At 67.7% G+C, this 18,741-nt stretch carries 15 protein-coding genes and 1 pseudogene; 12 read left to right on the forward strand and 4 right to left on the reverse strand.

Annotated elements, in window-relative coordinates; translation table 11 throughout:
- Positions 1–100: 100 nt before the first annotated feature.
- A complete protein-coding gene (locus tag AC1DR7_RS18630) occupies positions 101–1,465 on the reverse strand; it encodes a glutamate--cysteine ligase (protein ID WP_478051016.1) in 1,365 nt (454 codons plus the stop codon).
- Positions 1,466–1,666: 201 nt separating this feature from the next.
- Here AC1DR7_RS18630 and AC1DR7_RS18635 point away from each other — a divergent pair, with 201 nt between their 5' ends.
- From AC1DR7_RS18635 to AC1DR7_RS18645, 3 genes are all read left to right on the forward strand, one after another.
- Positions 1,667–2,365, forward strand: coding sequence for a VIT1/CCC1 transporter family protein (locus tag AC1DR7_RS18635; RefSeq protein ID WP_256777050.1), 699 nt, complete (start codon positions 1,667–1,669; stop codon positions 2,363–2,365).
- Positions 2,366–2,403: 38 nt separating this feature from the next.
- A complete protein-coding gene (locus AC1DR7_RS18640) occupies positions 2,404–3,198 on the forward strand; it encodes a helix-turn-helix domain-containing protein (protein WP_457319656.1) in 795 nt (264 codons plus the stop codon).
- A 93-nt stretch (positions 3,199–3,291) separates the two neighbouring features.
- A complete protein-coding gene (locus tag AC1DR7_RS18645) occupies positions 3,292–4,269 on the forward strand; it encodes an MBL fold metallo-hydrolase (RefSeq protein WP_457319653.1) in 978 nt (325 codons plus the stop codon).
- Between the two features lie 171 nt (positions 4,270–4,440).
- Here the strand turns inward: AC1DR7_RS18645 and yihA are convergent, their stop codons facing one another.
- The gene (yihA, locus tag AC1DR7_RS18650; RefSeq protein ID WP_256777053.1) at positions 4,441–5,064 is read right to left on the reverse strand and encodes a ribosome biogenesis GTP-binding protein YihA/YsxC; all 624 of its coding nucleotides are present in this window, start codon (positions 5,062–5,064) and stop codon (positions 4,441–4,443) included.
- Between the two features lie 155 nt (positions 5,065–5,219).
- Here yihA and AC1DR7_RS18655 point away from each other — a divergent pair, with 155 nt between their 5' ends.
- From AC1DR7_RS18655 to betA, 7 genes are all read left to right on the forward strand, one after another.
- Entirely contained in the window at positions 5,220–6,014 is a 795-nt protein-coding gene (locus tag AC1DR7_RS18655; RefSeq protein WP_457319654.1) for a c-type cytochrome, read from the forward strand.
- A 105-nt stretch (positions 6,015–6,119) separates the two neighbouring features.
- Complete coding sequence (locus AC1DR7_RS18660) at positions 6,120–6,764, forward strand: thiol:disulfide interchange protein DsbA/DsbL (RefSeq protein ID WP_478051015.1); 645 nt, start codon at positions 6,120–6,122, stop codon at positions 6,762–6,764.
- A gap of 125 nt (positions 6,765–6,889) precedes the next feature.
- Positions 6,890–7,720, forward strand: a complete 831-nt coding sequence (locus AC1DR7_RS18665; RefSeq protein WP_256777057.1) for a thiol:disulfide interchange protein DsbA/DsbL — start codon at positions 6,890–6,892, stop codon at positions 7,718–7,720.
- A gap of 53 nt (positions 7,721–7,773) precedes the next feature.
- Positions 7,774–8,511, forward strand: coding sequence for an endonuclease/exonuclease/phosphatase family protein (locus AC1DR7_RS18670; protein ID WP_256777098.1), 738 nt, complete (start codon positions 7,774–7,776; stop codon positions 8,509–8,511).
- Between the two features lie 126 nt (positions 8,512–8,637).
- The gene (betT, locus tag AC1DR7_RS18675; RefSeq protein ID WP_457320125.1) at positions 8,638–10,617 is read left to right on the forward strand and encodes a choline BCCT transporter BetT; all 1,980 of its coding nucleotides are present in this window, start codon (positions 8,638–8,640) and stop codon (positions 10,615–10,617) included.
- Positions 10,618–10,652: 35 nt separating this feature from the next.
- Positions 10,653–12,125: a betaine-aldehyde dehydrogenase gene (betB, locus tag AC1DR7_RS18680; RefSeq protein ID WP_457320123.1), complete on the forward strand. Its 1,473-nt coding sequence runs from the start codon at positions 10,653–10,655 to the stop codon at positions 12,123–12,125.
- 25 nt (positions 12,126–12,150) lie between these two features.
- Positions 12,151–13,821, forward strand: a complete 1,671-nt coding sequence (gene betA / locus AC1DR7_RS18685) for a choline dehydrogenase (protein ID WP_478051014.1) — start codon at positions 12,151–12,153, stop codon at positions 13,819–13,821.
- A gap of 33 nt (positions 13,822–13,854) precedes the next feature.
- Here betA and AC1DR7_RS18690 read toward each other — a convergent pair.
- A pseudogene (locus AC1DR7_RS18690) lies at positions 13,855–14,652 on the reverse strand (EamA family transporter); the annotation flags it as partial.
- A gap of 73 nt (positions 14,653–14,725) precedes the next feature.
- Here AC1DR7_RS18690 and AC1DR7_RS18695 point away from each other — a divergent pair.
- Positions 14,726–15,199 carry an Lrp/AsnC family transcriptional regulator gene (locus AC1DR7_RS18695; RefSeq protein WP_457320450.1) on the forward strand — a complete coding sequence of 158 codons (474 nt, stop codon included), beginning with the start codon at positions 14,726–14,728 and terminating at the stop codon, positions 15,197–15,199.
- 15 nt (positions 15,200–15,214) lie between these two features.
- On the opposite strand, the gene AC1DR7_RS18700 is transcribed toward AC1DR7_RS18695, so the two are convergent.
- Entirely contained in the window at positions 15,215–15,694 is a 480-nt protein-coding gene (locus AC1DR7_RS18700) for a VOC family protein (protein WP_457320448.1), read from the reverse strand.
- A gap of 301 nt (positions 15,695–15,995) precedes the next feature.
- Between AC1DR7_RS18700 and fhuE the strand changes: the two genes are divergently transcribed.
- Positions 15,996–18,161, forward strand: coding sequence for a ferric-rhodotorulic acid/ferric-coprogen receptor FhuE (fhuE, locus tag AC1DR7_RS18705; protein ID WP_457320446.1), 2,166 nt, complete (start codon positions 15,996–15,998; stop codon positions 18,159–18,161).
- The last annotated feature ends 580 nt before the right edge of the window (positions 18,162–18,741 follow it).

The raw sequence follows: 18,741 nt of genomic DNA on the forward strand, positions 1-18,741 counted from the left end.
ATAAAGGGGGAGGTGGCGGCCGCAGGCCGACGCCGGAGGACATTCGCCGGAAAGGGCATGGGCGCCCAGCGCCCGACCCACCGACGACCGCTTTCGCCACTCAGTAAGCGAACGCCTTGAACACCGGATCGATGTTCTGGTTCCACTCGCCATGGAACAGCGCCAGCTTGCGATCGGCCGGAGTCAGCCCCGAATCGACGATCTCCTGCAGCACCTCCAGGAACTTGCTTTCGTCCTGGCCATCGACGTTGCGCGCCGCGCGCCGCTTGAGCCCGGCCACGGCGATCTTCAGTGCTTCGCGCGACAGATCGAGCACGGTGCCATTGCGGAACGGCAGCTTCAGCCCATGCTTCGGCACGCCATCGCGCAACACGTTGCGCTCCACCAGGCTGAAATCACGCACCAGGTCCCAGGCCGCATCAAGTGCGGCATCGTCATACAACAGCCCCACCCAGAACGCCGGCAGCGCGCACAGGCGGCTCCACGGTCCGGCATCGGCGCCGCGCATCTCCAGGTACTTCTTCAAGCGCACTTCCGGGAAGGCCGTGGTCATGTGGTCCGACCAGTCGCGCAGGGTCGGCAACTGGCCCGGCAGCGCCGGCAACTTGCCCACCATGAAATCGCGGAAACTCTGCCCGCTGGCATCGTGGTAGGTGCCGTCGCGGTAGGAGAAGTACATCGGCACATCGAGCAGATAGTCCACGTAACGCTCGTAACCGAAGCCGTCTTCGAACACGAAGTCGAGCATGCCGGTGCGATCGTTGTCGGTGTCCGTCCAGATGTGCGAACGGTAGCTCTGGTAGCCGTTCGGCTTGCCTTCGGTGAACGGCGAATCGGCGAACAGCGCCGTGGCGATCGGCTGCAGCGCCAGCGACACGCGGAATTTCTTCACCATGTCCGCTTCGGTGGCGTAATCCAGGTTGACCTGCACCGTGCAGGTACGGGTCATCATGTCCAGGCCGAGCGTACCGACCTTGGGCATGTAGTCGCGCATGATGCGGTAGCGGCCCTTGGGCATCCACGGCATCTCCTCGCGCGTCCACTTGGGCTGGAAGCCCATGCCGAGGAAGCCCAGCTGCAGCTCGCCGGCCACCTGCGCCACTTCGTTGAGATGGGTACCGGTTTCCACGCAGGTGTCATGGATGGTTTCCACCGCCGCGCCGGACAGTTCCAGCTGGCCGGCCGGTTCCAGCGTGACCGAGGCGTTGTCGCGCAGCAGCGCGATGGTGTGGCCGCCTTCCTGCACCGGCGTCCAGCCGAAGCGGGTCAGGCCGTTGAGCAGGGCTTCGATGCCGCGGTCGCCCTCGAACGTCGGCGGACGCAGGTCGTCCAGGCGGAAGCCGAACTTCTCGTGCTCGGTGCCGATGCGCCACTGCGCCTTGGGCTTTTCGCCGGAAGCCAGCGTGGCGACCAGTTCATTTCGGTCGGTGATCGGCGTCTCGGCGACGTGGCTGGGGCTCGACAAGGGGAGGCTCGCAGGATTCTGGTCAGGGCGGGGATGTGGGGTCCGGGCCCCCGCATCGCAAGGGCGCACTATATCGTGGCGTCCCCCACCGTCGTGTCACCGTGACGGTTTTCAGCATCCTATTGAAAAGGGCTTGACCGGCTGCAAGCGCCGCTGCGACGCATTCCGCCCCCGGTCCGGCACACGCCCTAGACTGTGGGCATGAGCCGATCCCGCCATCCCGAAGTCCATCGTTCCGACCGCGTCGGCTGGCTGCGTGCGGCGGTGCTCGGTGCCAATGACGGCATCGTCTCGATCGCCGGGCTGGTGGTCGGCATCGCCGCCAGCGGTGCGAGCGCGTCCACCGTGTTGGCCACCGGCATTGCCGGCACCGTCGCCGGGGCGATGTCGATGGCGGCCGGTGAGTATGTGTCGGTGCAGTCCCAGGCCGATACCGAAGTGGCCGACCTGGCCGTGGAAAAACGCGAACTGCACGAAGACCCGCACAGCGAGCTGGAAGAGCTGGCAGCGATCTACCGCCATCGCGGCCTTACCCCCGAGCTGGCCCAGCAGGTAGCGGTACAGCTGACCGCGCACGACGCGCTGGCCGCACACGCACGCGACGAGCTGGGCATCACCGAAGAACTGCGTGCGCGTCCGCTGCAGGCGGCCCTGGCCTCGGCCGGCGCCTTCGTCAGTGGCGCGGCGCTGCCGGTGCTGACCGCCCTGCTCGCCCCGCACGCCCATGTCGCCCAGATCACCACGGGCGTCACCCTGGCCGGGTTGGGCCTGACCGGTGCGATGGCCGCACGTGCCGGAGGTGCACCCCCGTTGCGCGGCGCGGTGCGGGTCATGTTCTGGGGCGCATTGGCGATGGGCGCGGCAGCGCTTATCGGCCAGTTGTTCGATACTGCGCGGTAATGGATACCCGCGTGCACCCCGATCCGCTGTTGGCCGAGATGGCGAGCTTGGCCGACTGCCAGCGGGCCGACGGCTACGCCTGCATCACCGCGCGCCGCGAGCATGGCGCCTCCTCGGTGGACATCCCGCAACCGCAGCTGGCGATCCTGCTGCAGGGACGCAAGCAGGTATCCACCGCGCAGCAGTCACTCACCTTCGTGCCCGGCGACCTGTTCCTGATCACCCGGCGCTGCCGCATCGACGTGGTCAACATTCCCGATCCGGACTCCGGCGTGTACCTCAGCGCGATCGTGCCGCTGTGCGCCGAGGCGCTGTCAGCCGCGCGCGTGCTGTGGAACGAACCGCTGCCCGAGGCCGGCGACGCGCTGGCGCGGTTGTCGCTGGCCGAGCACGGCGACACCCTGCGGCAATGGCGCAGCGCACTGGAGCAGGCCCGCTACACCGAAGCGCGGCTGGCCTTGGCCGCGCTGGTGCTGGCGTTCTGTCGCCGTGGCCATGGCAGCCTGCTGGTCGCGCCGGAGCCCAGCCTGGGCGAACGCATCCGCGACCTGATCGCCGCCCAACCGGAACGCGACTGGCAATCGCGCGACTTCGAAGACCAGCTCGGCCTGAGCGGTGCCACCCTGCGCCGCCGGCTGGCCAGCGAGCAGTCCAGCGTGCGCGGGTTGATCGCCGATGCGCGGCTGGCGCATGCGATGAACCTGCTCTACACCACGCGCCTGCCGCTCAAGACCGTGGCCGCGCGCGTGGGCTATCGCTCGCTGGGCAGCTTCAACAAGCGCTTCGCCGCCCGTTACGGCCTGGAACCGGGCGCGATCGGCAACAACAGCTGAGCGAGCGGATCGCGCGGCATTCTGAGCGGACCGCGGCAACGCCGTCGCGCAGCATGGAGACATCGCGGCGCTGCCGCCTTGCCCGGAAAGCCCATGTCCCTGCCCCGCGTCCGCACCCTCGCCGCCGCCCTGTTGCTGGCGGCCGCCGCCAGCCCCGCCTTCGCCACCACCACCCACACCCCGCACGAACAGGTGCCCGGTGTGTACCACCAGCAGATCGGCACGCTCCAGGTCACCGCGCTGTTTGATGGCACTGTCGCGCTCGGCCGGCAGGAACTGGTAGGCATCGATGCCGGCAAGGTCACCCGCCTGCTCGACCACAGCTACGTGCCCGAAGACGGCAAGGGCCTGCAGACCGCGGTCAACGCCTACCTGGTGCAGCAGGGCAACCACCTCACCCTGATCGACACCGGCACCGCCACCTGCTTCGGCCCCGGCCTGGGCCAGGTGCTGGGCAACCTGCGCGCGGCCGGCTACGACCCGGCCGAGGTCGACGACGTACTGCTCACCCACGCCCATCCGGACCACCTGTGCGGCCTGCTCGATACCCAGGACAAGGTGGCCTACCCCAATGCCACGGTGTGGCTGTCTGCCGCCGATGCCGCGTACTGGCTCGATCCGGCCAGCGAAACGACCGCGCCGCAGGGCGTGCGCTTTGCCTTCGCGCTGGCGCGCAAGGCGGTAGCCCCCTATGTGGCCACTGGAAAATTGAAGCGCTTCGGCGCAGGAGATGCACTGCCGACCGGCATCACCGCACTGGACAGCCACGGCCACACCATCGGCCACGTGTCCTACCGGATCGACGGCGGCGCCGGCCAGCACCTCTTGGTCTGGGGCGACATCGTGCACTTCCACGCGGTGCAGTTCGCCCAGCCGCAGGCGTCCTACGAGGCCGACAGCGACCGCGCCGCCGCCATCGTCAGCCGGCGCACGATGATGGCGCAGGCCGCGGACCAGGGCTGGTGGGTGGCCGGCGCGCACCTGCCGTTCCCCGGGCTGGGCCATGTGCGGCGCGAGGGTGATGCGTTCGCGTGGGTCCCGGGCGAATACGCACCGTTGCCCACCCGGTAGTGCCGGCCGCTCGCCTACTCCGCTGACACCAATCGCACGCGCACCGCCTGACGGTCAGCCGGTCGGTGCACGCCTACACGGTAGTGCCGGCCGCTGGCCGGCTCCCCTTTCAGCCGGATATACCGGGGCGCCGGCCAGCGGCCAGCGGCCAGCACCACCGGGGTGCAGGTGTTACGCCGTTTCCGGCGCCGGCTTGTTCAACCCCAGCCAGCCACCGATGATCCCGCGGGCCTCGTCCACGCCCTGGCGGGCCGGGCCGGAAAAGGTCTGCACGCTGACCGTATCGCCGAAGGAGGACTGCAGTTCCTTGCGCACCTTCTGCAGGGCGATGCCCTGCTGGCCCCGGCCGAGCTTGTCGGCCTTGGTCAGCAGCGCGTGCGCGGGCAGACCGCGCTGCACCGCATAGGCCAGCATCTGGCGGTCGTAGTCCTTAAGCGGGTGACGGATGTCCATCACCACCACCAGGCCACGCAGCGCCTCGCGGGTGCGGAAGTACTGGTCGATGAAGGCCTGCCAGTGCGCCTGCAGGTCCAGCGGCACCTTGGCGTAGCCGTAACCGGGCAGATCGACCAGCTTGGTCTCCGGGGTGACCTCGAAGAACACCAGCTGCTGGGTGCGGCCGGGGGTCTTGGAGACCCGGGCCAGGCTGTTCTGGCGGGTCAGGGCGTTGAGGGCGCTGGATTTGCCGGCGTTGGAGCGTCCGGCAAAGGCAACTTCGGCCCCGACATCCTCCGGCAATTGCCGGGTGTTGTGGGCCGAAAGCAGATAGTGGGCACGTTCGAGGAGCAATGACATGGGCATAGGATCGCATGTCCGGGCCGGATCCGCGCTGCCGCCGACCGGTTTTGCTGCACCCTGCGTTGACCGTGGCGCGAAAGCGCATGGATAATCGGGTGATCCTCAGCCAGTGCAGCCTGCACTCGCCAGGCCGGTCCACACGGAGCTTCCGCATGCGCCACGCTCGCGTTCTTGCCGTTTCCGCTGTCGCTGTATCCCTGCTGGCCGCCGTTGCGGTCGCCCAGACCTCGATCACCCCGTTGCCTGACAACGGGCCGATCAAGACCGCCTCGCTGGAGGTCGATTTCAGCAAGACCACCTGGGGCGATGCCAAGGCCGGCCAGACCAAGGCCGCCGCCTGCGCCGCCTGCCACTCGGCCGATGGCAATTCCACCGTGGAGATGTACCCCAGCATCGCCGGCCAGAGCGAACGCTACGTGGCCCAGCAGATGGCACTGATCGCCAACGGCCAGCGCACCTCCGGTGCGTCCGCGGCGATGGTGCCCTTCGTGCAGGACCTCACCCCGCAGGACATGCGCGATATCGGTGCATATTTCGCAACGCAGAAGGCCAGCGCCGGGCTTGCCGACGATGGCCTGGTCGGCGACGGTCCCTATGCCGGCAAGAAGTTCTACGAGATCGGGCAGCAGCTGTATCGCGGCGGTGACGCCGAACGCGGCATCCCCGCCTGCATGGCCTGCCACGGTCCCACCGGCGCCGGCAACCCGGGCCCGGCGTATCCGCACATCGGCGGCCAGCACGCCGCATATGTGGCGCGCCGGCTGCAGGAGTACCAGGCCGGCACCACCCAGGAAACCGACAAGGCGCACTTCCAGATCATGGCCAGCATTGCCAAGCAGCTCACCGAACAGGAGATCCAGGCGCTGGGCAGCTACCTGCAGGGCCTGCACAACCGTGCCGACGACGTCGCCGCGGTGACCGCCACGCAACCGGCCAAGGCGCCGTAAGGACCGCTTGGCGGCGCAGTCGCCGCCCCGCCCCCGTGGCGGGTTATGTTCACCGCCACGCCGGCACTGGGCCGGCGTTGTTTTTTCCGATGGAGATGGATGTAGATGACGTTGATGCCCCGCCTGATGCTGTTGCTGCTGGCCCTGAGCCCCCTGACCACCCTGGCCGCCACGCCGATCAAGCTGGTCGAAGGTACCGACTACGAAGTGATCGAAGCGCCCGGCCCGTATGCGCCGCTGGCCAGCAAGATCGAAGTGGTGGAAATCTTCGGCTACACCTGCCCGCACTGCGCGCGCTTCGAGCCGCAGCTGGAAGCCTGGGCGGCCAAGCTGCCCAAGGACGTCCGCTTCACCCCGGTGCCGGCCGCGTTCGGCGGAATCTGGGATTCGTTCGCCCGTGCCTACTTCGCCGCCGACCAGCTGGGCGTGGCCAAGCGCAGCCACCGCGCGATGTTCGAGGCCCTGCATGACAAGCAGACGCTGCCGATGCAGAACGTGTCCCCGGACGAACTGGCCAGCTTCTACAAGACCTACGGCGTGGCCCCGGAGACCTTCCTGGCCACGATCAAGGGCGATGCGGTGGAACAGAAGCTCAAGGCCGCGCGCGCCTTCGCCCAGCGCACCAAGGTGCCCGGCACCCCGGCGCTGGTGATCAACGGCCGTTACCTGGTCAAGGGCGACTCGTTCGAATCGATGCTGCGCAACGCCGATGCGCTCATCGCCCAGGCGCGCACCCAGCCCAAGCGCTGAGTGCAGGCTCTCTGAACCGTCACACACCGTGTACGCGGGACGCGCCTGGCCGCATGCCATTATTTCCCCCTGAGCCGGCGCCCCGTGCGCCGGCCCCACCTTGTTCATCCGTTGGAGATGCCTAGATGAAGACCCGTTTCGCCATTGCCCTGATGGCCCTGCTGCCGATCCTTGCGGCCTGCAAGGCCCAGGACGGCACCGCCAATACCGCCGCGCCGACCGAACCGGCTGCCCCGAGCAGCACCCCGGCCACCGACACTGCACCGGCGACCAACAGCGAAGCCCCGGCCGCCACCGGTGAATCCTCCGCCGCCGAGACCGCTGCCGCAGCCGCCACCACCCCGGCACCGGCGCCGGCGTCCTCGCGCCCGACCGGCCCGGAGCCGGTGGCAGGCACCGACTATGTGGTGATCGAGAACGGCCAGCCGTTCCAGCCGGCCGCCGGCAAGATCGAAGTGGCCGAGATCTTCGGTTACGTGTGCCCGGCCTGCGCCGCGTTCCAGCCGCTGATCGGGCCGTGGAAGGCTGGCCTGCCCAGCGACGTCAGCTTCGTCTACGTGCCGGCGATGTTCGGCGGCACCTGGGACAACTATGCGCGCGCCTTCTACGCCGCACAGAGCATGGGCCTGCAGGAAAAGACCCACGAGGCGCTGTACTCGGCCATCCACGCCGAGCAGACCCTGAAGGGCGAGCGCGGCAAGGATTCGGTTGAAGACATCGCCGCCTTCTATGCCAAGCACGGCGCCGATGCCAAGCAGTTCGCCAGCACCATGGGCAGCTTCGCGGTGAATGCCAAGACCAATGCCGCCAAGCAGTTCGCCCAGCGCAGCCAGATCACCGGCACCCCGTCGGTGATCGTCAACGGCAAGTACCTGGTCAAGGGCAAGAGCTTCCCCGACATGCTGCGCATTGCCGATCACCTGATCGCCCGCGAGCGCGCCGCCAAGGGCAATTGATCCAGACCGAGCCCGCTACCGTCGTGAATTCCCCCACCACGCGGACCCTGCGCCTGCTGACGGCCAACATCCAGGCCGGCAGCAGCACCCGCCGCTACAGTGACTATGTGACCCGCAGCTGGTCGCATGCACTGCCGGCCGGGCGCAAGCGCACCAGTCTGGACGCAATCGCACAGTTGGCCCGTGGCCACGACATCGTCGGCCTGCAGGAGGCCGACCCGGGCAGCCTGCGCTCGGGCTTCACCAACCAGACCCACTACCTGGCCGAGCGCGCCGGCTTCAATTACTGGAGCCACCAGCCCAACCGCCGCATGGGCGGGGTGGCCTCCAGCGCCAACGGCCTGCTCAGCCGGCTGGAACCGGTGGAAGTACAGGACCACGCCCTGCCCGGCCGCATCGGCGGGCGCGGCGTGCTGCTGGCCAAGTTCGGCGAAGGCCGGCAGGGCCTGGCGGTGGCGGTGGCGCACCTGTCCTTGGGCACCAACTCGCGGATGTCGCAGCTGGCCTTCATCGCCGACCTGCTCACCGACCATCCCAACGCGGTGCTGATGGGCGATTTCAACTGCCTGGCCGACCGCCCGGAAATGCAGGCGCTGTACCGCAAGACCAACCTGCAACCGCCAGGCTGCGCGGTGCCCACGTTCCCCAGCTGGCGGCCGGACCGGGCCATCGACCACATCCTGCTCAGCGACGGCCTGCAGCAACGCAGTGCCGAGGCCGTACCGGCCGCGTTTTCCGATCACCTCGCCCTGGCGATGGCCATCGACGTACCCAGCAGCGCGCTGCGGTAAGGCCTCACCCCGATACCCGCCGCCGTTGCGCGGCGGGCATCTTCGCGGCGTAAACAGCCCCTCCACAGTCGATGTGGGGTAATAGTCCGGGTCTGCCGTATCCGGCACCGAGAGTACCCCCACCCCATGAGCGCTGTGGAGTCACCTCAAAACGAGGTACGCACGCTTCGACCGGTCTTCCTGCTTGCCGCCACGATCGTGGCGGCATTCGCCCTTCTGGTCACCGTGTTTCCCATCGATGCCGGCGTGCTGTTGCTGGATGCCCAGACCTGGGCCTCGCGCAACGTCGGCTGGTATTACCTGCTGGCGATGACCGTGTACCTGGTGTTCGTGGTCGGCGTGGCACTGTCCGGCTATGGCACGGTCAAGCTTGGCGCGGACCACGACGAACCGGAATTCAGCTATCTGTCCTGGGCCGGGATGCTGTTCGCGGCCGGGATCAGCATCACCCTGTTCTTCTTCTGCGTGTCCGAACCGCTTACCCACTATCTGCTGCCGCCGCAGGGCGGCGTGGGCAGTGGCGAGGCCAGCGCGCGGCAAGCCATGCAGCTGCTGTTCCTGCACTGGGGCCTGCACGGCTGGGGCGTATTCGCGCTGGCGGCGATGGCGCTGGCCTACTTCGCCTACCGCCACAACCTGCCGCTGGCGCTGCGCTCGGCGCTGTATCCGCTGATCGGCAAGCGCATCAACGGCCCCATCGGCTACACCGTCGATGCGCTGGGCATCGTGGCCACGGTGTTCGGCCTGGGCGCGGACATGGGCTTTGGCGTGCTGCACCTCAACGCCGGCCTCAATACCCTGTTCCAGGTGCCACACGCGGCCTGGGTGCAGGTCGGGTTGATCGTGCTGATGATGGGCGCGGCCATCGCCGTGGCCGTGTCCGGGGTGGAAAAAGGCGTGCGCTGGATGTCCAACATCAACATGCTGCTGGCCATCGGGCTGCTGCTGTTCATGCTGTTCGCCGGGCCCACCCAGTACCTGCTCAACGCGTTCATGCAGAACATGGGCGACTACCTGGGCAACGTGGTCGGCAAGAGCTTCGACGTGTATGCCTACGGCGGGCGGCCGGACTGGCTGGGCAACTGGACGGTGTTCTACTGGGCCTGGTGGATCGGCTGGGCGCCGTTCGTGGGGCTGTTCATCGCGCGCATCTCGCGTGGCCGCACCATCCGCGAATTCGTGCTGGGCGTGCTGCTGATCCCGCTCGGATTCACCCTGGCGTGGCTGTCGATCTTCGGCAACAGCGCGCTGGACCAGATCCTCCACCACGACCAGGTGCAGTTGGCGCAGATGGCGGTGGATAACCCGCCGACCGTGCTGTACGCACTGCTGGACAACTATCCCTGGAGCCGGGTGGTCATTGCGGTCACCGTGATCGTCAGCTTCGTGTTCTTCGTGACCTCGGCCGACTCGGGTACCGTGGTGCTGTCCACGCTGTCCTCGCACGGCGGCGCGCCGGAGGACGATGGTCCGCGCTGGCTGCGCGTGTTCTGGGGCGTGATGACCGGCCTGGTCACCGCCGGCCTGTTGCTGGCCGGCAGCATGGACGCGCTCAAATCGGCCGTCGTGCTGGCCTCGCTGCCGTTCTCGGTGGTGCTGCTGCTGATGCTGTGGGGGCTGACCCGCGCGCTGGGCGAAGAGTCGCAGCGCAAGAAGGCCTCGCAGTATTCGCCGATCCCGCTGATCGGGCAGTCGCGGCACCAGCGTGGCTGGCGCCAGCGCATCTCCCAGGCGGTGCACTTCCCGGTGCGCGACGAGGTGTACCGGTTCATGGACACCGACGTGAAGCCGGCCATCGAGGCGGTGGCCGCGCAGCTGCGCGAGAAAGGCCTGGATGTGCACACGAAATTCGAACCGGGCCACATGGAACTGCTGGTCGACCATGGCGAGCAACAGGTGTTCACCTACCAGGTGATCATGCGCGGCTACCTCACGCCCTCGTTTGCCGCGCAACGCTTCCGCAGCCTGCGTTATTACCGCGCCGAGGTGCACCTCTACGAAGGTGGACAGGACTACGAGCTGTTCGGCTACAGCCGCCAGCAGATCATCAACGACATCATCGACCAGTACGAGCGCCACCTGCAGTTCCTGCATCTGACCCGCTGAACCCACTGGTCTCCCGCTGCAAAGGAGTCATCGACATGCCCCACTTCCCCGACCAACTGCTGTACATCGGCGGCCGCTACGTTCCCTCGCAGGGCAACCGCACCTTCGAGGTCACCAACCCGGCCACCGGCGAGGTGCTGGCCAAGGTGCACAGCGCCAACAGCGACGATCTCGACGCCGCAGTGGAAAGCGCGCAGGCCGGCCAGAAGGTCTGGGCCGCGCTGACCACGGTGGAGCGCTCGCGCATCCTGCTGCGTGCGGTGGCATTGCTGCGCGAGCGCAACGATGCGCTGGCCGAGCTGGAAACGCTCAACACCGGCAAGCCGCTGAGCGAAACCCGCAGCGTGGACATCGTCACCGGCGCGGACGTGCTGGAGTACTACGCCGGGGTGATGCACGGGCTGGAAGGCAGCCAGGTGCCGCTGCGCGAAGGCAGCTTTTTCTACACCCGGCAGGAACCCCTGGGCGTGGTCGGGGCGATCGGCGCGTGGAACTACCCGATCCAGATCGCGCTGTGGAAGGCCGCCCCCGCACTGGCCGCTGGCAACGCGATGATCTTCAAGCCCAGTGAAGTGACCCCGCTGACCGCGCTGAAGCTGGCCGAGATCTTCACCGAAGCCGGCCTGCCCGACGGCGTCTTCAACGTGCTGCCCGGCGATGGCGCCGGTGTGGGCTCGGCACTGACCGAGCACCCGGGCATCGAAAAGATCTCCTTCACCGGCGGCACCAGTACCGGGCGCAAGGTGATGGCCAGTGCGTCCAGTTCCACCCTCAAGGAGGTGACCATGGAACTGGGCGGCAAGTCGGCGCTGATCATCTGCGCCGATGCCGATATCGAGCTGGCCGCGGATGTGGCGATGATGGCCAACTTCTACAGCTCCGGCCAGGTCTGCACCAATGGCACGCGCGTGTTCGTGCCCAAGGACCTGCTCGCCGATGTCGAACTGGCCTTGAGCGAGCGCATCGCGCGCATCCGCATCGGCGATCCGTTGCAGGAGGCCACCAACTTCGGCCCGCTGGTCAGCGCCGCGCACATGCGCCGCGTGCTGGACCATATCGCCAGCGGCAAGACCGAAGGCGCGCGCCTGGTCTGCGGTGGCGAGCGGTTGACCGACGGCGCGCTCGGCAAGGGCTGCTACGTGGCGCCGACGGTGTTCAGCGACTGTCGCGACGACATGCGCATCGTGCGCGAAGAGATCTTCGGGCCGGTGCTGAGCCTGCTGTCCTACGACACTGAAGAAGAGGCGATCGCCCGCGCCAACGCCACCGAGTATGGGTTGGCCGCCGGCGTGGTCAGCCGCGACCTGAGCCGCGCGCACCGCCTGATCCACCAGTTGGAGGCCGGCATCTGCTGGGTCAACTGCTGGGGCGAATCGCCGGCGCAGATGCCGGTGGGCGGCTACAAGCAGTCCGGCGTGGGCCGCGAAAACGGCCTGGCCACGCTGCGCGCCTATACCCGCACCAAGTCCATCCAGATCGAACTGGACCGCTACGCGTCGGTGTTCTGAACCGGCCTGACAGGAGACCCCCGCGATGAAGCGCGAATACGACTACATCATCATCGGCGCCGGCTCGTCCGGCAACACGCTGGCCGCGCGCCTGACCGAAGACGCCGGCGTCAGCGTGCTGCTGCTTGAAGCCGGTGGCCCGGACTACCGGCTGGACTTCCGCACGCAGATGCCGGCCGCACTGGCCTTTCCGCTGCAGGGCCGCCGCTACAACTGGGCCTATGAGACCGAGCCGGAGCCACACATGGACAACCGGCGCATGGAATGCGGACGTGGCAAGGGCCTGGGCGGTTCTTCGCTGATCAACGGCATGTGCTACATCCGCGGCAACGCGCTGGACTTCGACAACTGGGCCAGGTTCGACGGCCTGGAGGATTGGAGCTACGCCGACGTGCTGCCCTACTTCCGCAAGGCCGAAACCCGCGACATCGGTCCCAACGACTACCACGGCGGCGACGGTCCGGTCAGCGTGGCCACGCCAAAGAACGGCAACAACGTGCTGTTCCACGCCATGGTCGAGGCCGGCGTGCAGGCGGGCTACCCGCGTACCGACGACCTCAACGGCTACCAGCAGGAAGGCTTCGGCCCGATGGACCGCACCGTCACCCCGCGCGGCCGCCGCTCCAGCACCGCGCGCGGTTACCTGGACATGGCCAAGGACCGCGCCGGATTGGAGATCGTGGTGCATGCCACCACCGACCGCATCCTGTTTGCCGGCAAGCGCGCGGTGGGCGTGCGCTACCTCACCGGCAACAGTGCCGAGCCGATCGATGCCACCGCGCGCCGCGAGGTGCTGCTGTGCGCCGGTGCGATCGCCTCGCCGCAGATCCTGCAGCGCTCCGGCGTGGGCGCACCGGCGCTGCTGGCCGCGCTCGGCGTGCCGCTGGTGCACGACCTGCCCGGTGTCGGCGAAAACCTGCAGGACCACCTGGAGGTATACATGCAGTACGCCTGCAAGAAGCCGGTGTCGCTGTACCCGGCGCTGCAGTGGTGGAACCAGCCGGCAATCGGCGCGGAGTGGCTGTTCGCCGGCACCGGCATCGGCGCCAGCAACCAGTTCGAGGCCGGTGGGTTCATCCGCACCCGCGAGGACTTCGAGTGGCCCAACATCCAGTACCACTTCCTGCCGGTGGCGATCAATTACAACGGCACCAATGCGGTCAAGGAACACGGCTTCCAGGCGCACGTGGGCTCGATGCGCACGCCCAGCCGTGGGCGCGTGCATGCGAAATCGCTGGACCCGCGCGAGCATCCCTCGATCCTGTTCAATTACCAGTCCACCGACCAGGACTGGCAGGAATTCCGCGATGCCATCCGCATCACCCGCGAGATCATCGCCCAGCCTGCGCTGGACGAGTATCGGGGGCGCGAGATCAGCCCCAGTGCCGCGTGCCAGAGCGACGCCGAACTGGACGCCTTCGTGCGCGCCCATGCCGAAACCGCCTACCACCCGTCCTGTTCCTGCGCGATGGGCACCGATGCGATGAGCGTGGTTGATGGCCAGGGCCGCGTGCATGGCATGGAAAGCCTGCGCGTGGTGGATGCCTCGATCATGCCGCGCATCATCACCGGCAACCTCAACGCCACCACGATCATGATCGCCGAGAAGATCGCCGACCGYATCCGTGGGCGTGCGCCATTGGCACGCAGCACCGCCGCGTACTACKTGGCCGGGGATGCGCCGGTCAGGCGCTGAAAACCCGGTAGTGCCGGCCGCTGGCCGGCTCCTCGCGATCCAACGGTRAGGGGAGCCGGCCTGTTCGGCCAGCAGCCCCATCGCCAGCAGCGCGGCTACCGCCGGTTCCATGCTGATCAGGATGCCRAAGGTCTCCTTCGGCAGACGCTTGAGCGCCATCATCTCCAGCGACATCGGAATCGCGCTGGAGACGATCGCCACGCCCAGCCCGAACAGCAGGATCTTCGGGTCCAGCAACGCCATGCCCGCATGCGCAACGCCCACCGGCACCACCACCAACGCCGCCGCGCACAGCCCCAGCGACACCGTATGCCCGGCAGGCAGGTGGCCGGCGCGCTTGCCGAAGATGATGTACAGCGCCCAGCACACTGCCGCACCCAGCGCGAACATCACCCCGACCGGATCCAGCGCCGCACCGTGTCCCAACGGCAGCAGCAGCAACAGCCCGGCCAGCGCGCAGCCGACCCAGACGAAATCGACCGGCCGGCGCGATGACCAGATCGCCACCGCCAGCGGCCCGCAGAATTCGATGGCCACCGCGATGCCGAACGGAATCGTGCGCAGCGCCATGTAGAACAGCAGGTTCATCACCCCCAGGGTGATGCCGTAGCGGAGGATCGTCCCGGCATCGGCGCGCGTGGTGGTCCAGCGCCACGGCCGGAACACCGCCAGCAGTACCAGCGCCGAGAAGCCCACGCGCAACGCGCTGGTGCCCTGTGCGCCGATCAGCGGGAACAGCTGTTTGGCGAACGACGTGCCCACGGACAGGGCGGTGACCGAGCCGAGGACGGCCAGGACGGGGATGAGCGAGGAATAGCGGGAGGTCGACATCGCGTCAGCATATTGCGTCCGGGCCGAAGCAAAGGCTCAATTGCACGTGCCTTCCTGCACGTTTCACTCGCCCATGTCTGCCGTCCCCTACAGCCCCGACGACTTCGACCGCGCCATCCTGGCCATCCTCCAGCGCGACAACACCACCCCGCAGCGGGAGATCGCCGAAGCGGTGCACCTGTCCGCGCCGGCAGTCCAGCGCCGGATCAAGCGGCTGCAGGAGGCGGGGATCATCCGCGCCAACGTCGCCGTACTCGATCAATGCCGGCTCGGCCGCCCGCTGACCATCATGGTCGAGGTGCGGGTGGCCAGCGAGCAGCCGCACCGCGTTGCCCCCTTCCGCCGTCGCGTGCAGGAAGATCCCGCCGTGCAACAGTGCTACGCCATCACCGGCGATGCCGATTTCCTGCTGATCCTCACGGCCGCCTCGATGGAAGAGTACGAGGCGATCAGCGTGCGCCTGTTCGGCAACGACGACAACATCGAGCGCTTCCGCACCGCCGTAGCGTTGAGCACGTTGAAGCGTGGCCTGGGCGTTCCGCTGTAAGACTACAAAGCGTCCTCAGCCGCGCACCGCCGCTTCGATCTGCGCCACATCGATCCTGCGCATCGTCATCATGGCCTCGAACGCGCGCTTGGCCACCGCCGGGTCTTTGCTGGTCACCGCTTCGGTCAGCACGCGCGGGGTGATCTGCCAGGACAGGCCCCACTTGTCCCGGCACCAGCCGCAGGCGCTTTCCTCACCGCCGTTGCCGACGATGGCGTTCCACAGCCGGTCGGTCTCGGCCTGGTCGTCGGTGGCGATCTGGAAGGAGAACGCCTCGCTGTGCTTGAACGCCGGGCCACCGTTGAGGCCTATGCAGGGGATGCCGGCGACGGTGAAATCCACGGTCAGCACGTCGCCCTGCTTGCCCGACGGGAAGTCGGCCGGGGCACGGTGGACCGCGTGCACCGCGCTGTCGGGGAAGGTCTGGGCATAGAAGGTGGCCGCCTCCAGGGCGGTGCCGTCATACCAGAGACAGAGGGTGTTCTTGGCAACCATGGCGTTTCTCCTGCTGCGCGCGGGCGGATGCTCAGCCTACGACCGCCGATGTTAATCCGCCGCCCTCTCACCGTACCCCTCCTCACCAAGGGGTACGGGAGACCCTGAAAGCTTCAGGCGGCGTCGCCTCCAGCCGAATTGCTGATAGCAATGATTCGCATTAACATACTGTGATCCCGTTCGCGCCAGGGAGGCGCTGCGGAGTTCGGTACCGAGCCGCGCACCGACCCCACCTCCACCGCCAAGCACCTGGCCACCGACGGACATCGGCCATGTGCGTGCCGCCGCCCTGGAAACGCCGATGACCCGTTCTTCCGTAGTGCTGTCCCGCGCCCTGCCCCAACGCCGCCTGTCGCAGGCCCTGTTTGCCGCGCTGTGTGCGCTGATCGCCGCCCCTGCCTTTGCGCAGGACGCCACCACCGATGCCACCACCCTAGACAAGATCGTGGTCAAGGGCGAACGCGCCGAGGGCTACTCGGTGCGCAAAACCTCCGCCGGTACCCGCTTCGACCTGGCCCCGCGCGAGATCCCGCAGTCGGTGAGCATCATCAGCCACCAGCGCATCGAGGACCAGAACCTCGACGACATCATCGACGTGCTGGCCAACACCACCGGGGTGAGCAGCACCCAGTCCGATACCGAGCGCACCGAGTTCTACGCGCGCGGCTTCTACATCGACAGCTACCAGTTCGACGGCCTGCCCACGCAGATGGTGCAGAACTGGAGCTACGGCGACTCCGGCCTGGACCTGGCCCTGTATGACCGCGTGGAAGTGGTCCGCGGTGCCACCGGCCTGCTCAGCGGTGCGGGCAATCCGTCGGCCTCGGTCAACCTGATCCGCAAGCACGCCGACAGCGCCGAGCTGACCGGCAACGTGTCGGTCAACGTCGGCAGCTGGGGCCGCACCCGCAGCACCGTGGATGTGACCACCCCGCTGAACGCCAGCGGCTCGGTGCGCGCGCGCGTGATCGGCAGCTACCTGGACACCGAATCGCAGATGGACCGCTACGACCAGCACAAGACGCTGGGCTATGCGGTGATCGACGCCGACCTCACCCCGGACACCCAGCTGAGCGTGGGCTACGACTACCAGCAGAAGCGCGCCAACGGGGCTACATGGGGTGGCTTCCCGATGCTGTACTCCGACGGCAGCCCGACCCCGTTCGACGAGTCCTTCAGCGCCAACCCGGGCTGGACGTACTGGGACACCACCAGCAAGCGTCTGTTCGCCACGCTGGAGCATGCCTTCGGCAACGACTGGAAGGTCAAGCTCGGCGCGACGCATGACACCACCAAGGCCGATGACAAGCTGTTCTATCCGGCCTACAACGACTGGACCTCGGGCGCCTCGTTGCTGGACAAGAGCACCGGCGCCGGCGTCACGCCCTCGGCAGGTTTCTACAACACCGAGCGCAAGGTCAACGCGGTGGATGGCTTCGTGGAAGGCCCGTTCCAGCTGTTCGGCCGCGAGCACCAGTTCATGGCCGGCCTGAGCTACAACAAGCGCGAGTTCGCCAACTACGGCGACTACCAGGTGGGCTGGGCGCCGCTGGACAACTACCTGGCCGGCGTAGGCAACTTCCCCGAGCCGAACTGGGCCGCCACCCTGCCGCTGCAGAGCGAAGGCACCATCACCCAGAAGGCCGGCTATGCCGCCACCCGCCTGTCGCTGGCCGAGCCGCTCAAGCTGATCCTCGGCGCGCGTTACACCGACTGGAAGAGCGAGGGTGAAGGCGCCGACCGCTCGCACAAGGTCACCACTCCGTACGCCGGCCTGGTGTTCGACCTCAACGACACCTACTCCACCTACGCCAGCTATACCGAGATCTTCCAGCCGCAGATGCTGAAGAACCGCAACGGCAGCTACCTGGATCCGGTGGACGGCAAGAGCTACGAAGTGGGCGTCAAGGGTGCATGGTTCGACGACCGCTTGAATGCCTCGCTTGCCGTGTTCCGTATCGAGCAGGACAACGTGGGCCAGTCCACCGGCGAACCGGTGGTGGGCGGAACGGGCGGCGAAACTGCCTACATCGCTGCGCGCGGCACGGTCAGCCGGGGGTTTGAGTTTGAAGTGAACGGCGAACTGGCCCCGGGCTGGAATGCCACCTTCGGTGCTTCGCGCTACGTGGCCAAGGACATCAACGACGCGGACATCAACACCAACCTGCCGCAGACGACGATCAAGCTGTTCACCAGCTACACCCCGCAGTCGCTGACCGCGCTCACCGTGGGCGGCGGCGCCAACTGGCAGAACCGCATCTACTACCCGGTGCCGGCATACGGCCGCATCGAGCAGGACGGCTACGCGCTGGTGAGTGCCTTCGTGCGCTACCGCATCTCGCCCGAGTTCAGCGTGCAGGCCAACCTCAACAATCTGCTGGACAAGAAGTACTTCTCGCAGATCAACGGGTATGGTGCGTACGGCGATGGCCGCAATGGGTCGATCACGTTCAACTGGTCGTTCTGACCGGTCATTGACCGCAAGCGGACACCACAGAGCGCCGGGCATTGCCCGGCGTTCTGCGTTCTGCACGACGCGCGCGGGTCGCGCAGCCACGCATGGCGTGGCTCTACCGGCTGCGGCGCGATGTCGGATGGTCGCGCAGCCACGCATGGCGTGGCTCTACCGGTTGGGGCGCGGTGCGGGATGGTGGTGCGGCCACGCGTGGCGTGGCTCTACCGGCTGCGGCGCGGTGCCGGATGTTGGTGCAGCCACGCATGGCGTGGCTCTACCGGTTGGGGCGCGATGCGTCGCGCGGCCACGCATGGCCGGGCGCCGGTAGTGCCGGCCGCTGGCCGGCAACCCGGCAGGACCGTCATTGTTCATGAGGTTGCCGGCCAGCGGCCGGCACTACCGGCGCCCGGCCATGCGTGGCCGCGCGACGCATCGCGCCCCAACCGGTAGAGCCACGCCATGCGTGGCTGCACCAACATCCGGCACCGCGCCGCAGCCGGTAGAGCCACGCCACGCGTGGCCGCACCACCATCCCGCACCGCGCCCCAACCGGTAGAGCCACGCCATGCGTGGCTGCGCGACCATCCGACAT

Source organism: Stenotrophomonas sp. P5_A9 (assembly GCF_056400525.1).

Bases quoted from the DNA above. Each gene is read 5' to 3' on its own strand.
- AC1DR7_RS18635 (WP_256777050.1), top strand. From the start codon at position 1,667: ATGAGCCGATCCCGCCATCCCGAAGTCCATCGTTCCGACCGCGTCGGC.
- AC1DR7_RS18640 (WP_457319656.1), top strand. From the start codon at position 2,404: ATGGCGAGCTTGGCCGACTGCCAGCGGGCCGACGGCTACGCCTGCATC.
- AC1DR7_RS18645 (WP_457319653.1), top strand. From the start codon at position 3,292: ATGTCCCTGCCCCGCGTCCGCACCCTCGCCGCCGCCCTGTTGCTGGCG.
- yihA (WP_256777053.1), bottom strand. From the start codon at position 5,064: ATGTCATTGCTCCTCGAACGTGCCCACTATCTGCTTTCGGCCCACAAC.
- AC1DR7_RS18655 (WP_457319654.1), top strand. From the start codon at position 5,220: ATGCGCCACGCTCGCGTTCTTGCCGTTTCCGCTGTCGCTGTATCCCTG.
- AC1DR7_RS18660 (WP_478051015.1), top strand. From the start codon at position 6,120: ATGACGTTGATGCCCCGCCTGATGCTGTTGCTGCTGGCCCTGAGCCCC.
- AC1DR7_RS18665 (WP_256777057.1), top strand. From the start codon at position 6,890: ATGAAGACCCGTTTCGCCATTGCCCTGATGGCCCTGCTGCCGATCCTT.
- betT (WP_457320125.1), top strand. From the start codon at position 8,638: ATGAGCGCTGTGGAGTCACCTCAAAACGAGGTACGCACGCTTCGACCG.
- betB (WP_457320123.1), top strand. From the start codon at position 10,653: ATGCCCCACTTCCCCGACCAACTGCTGTACATCGGCGGCCGCTACGTT.
- AC1DR7_RS18695 (WP_457320450.1), top strand. From the start codon at position 14,726: ATGTCTGCCGTCCCCTACAGCCCCGACGACTTCGACCGCGCCATCCTG.
- AC1DR7_RS18700 (WP_457320448.1), bottom strand. From the start codon at position 15,694: ATGGTTGCCAAGAACACCCTCTGTCTCTGGTATGACGGCACCGCCCTG.
- fhuE (WP_457320446.1), top strand. From the start codon at position 15,996: ATGACCCGTTCTTCCGTAGTGCTGTCCCGCGCCCTGCCCCAACGCCGC.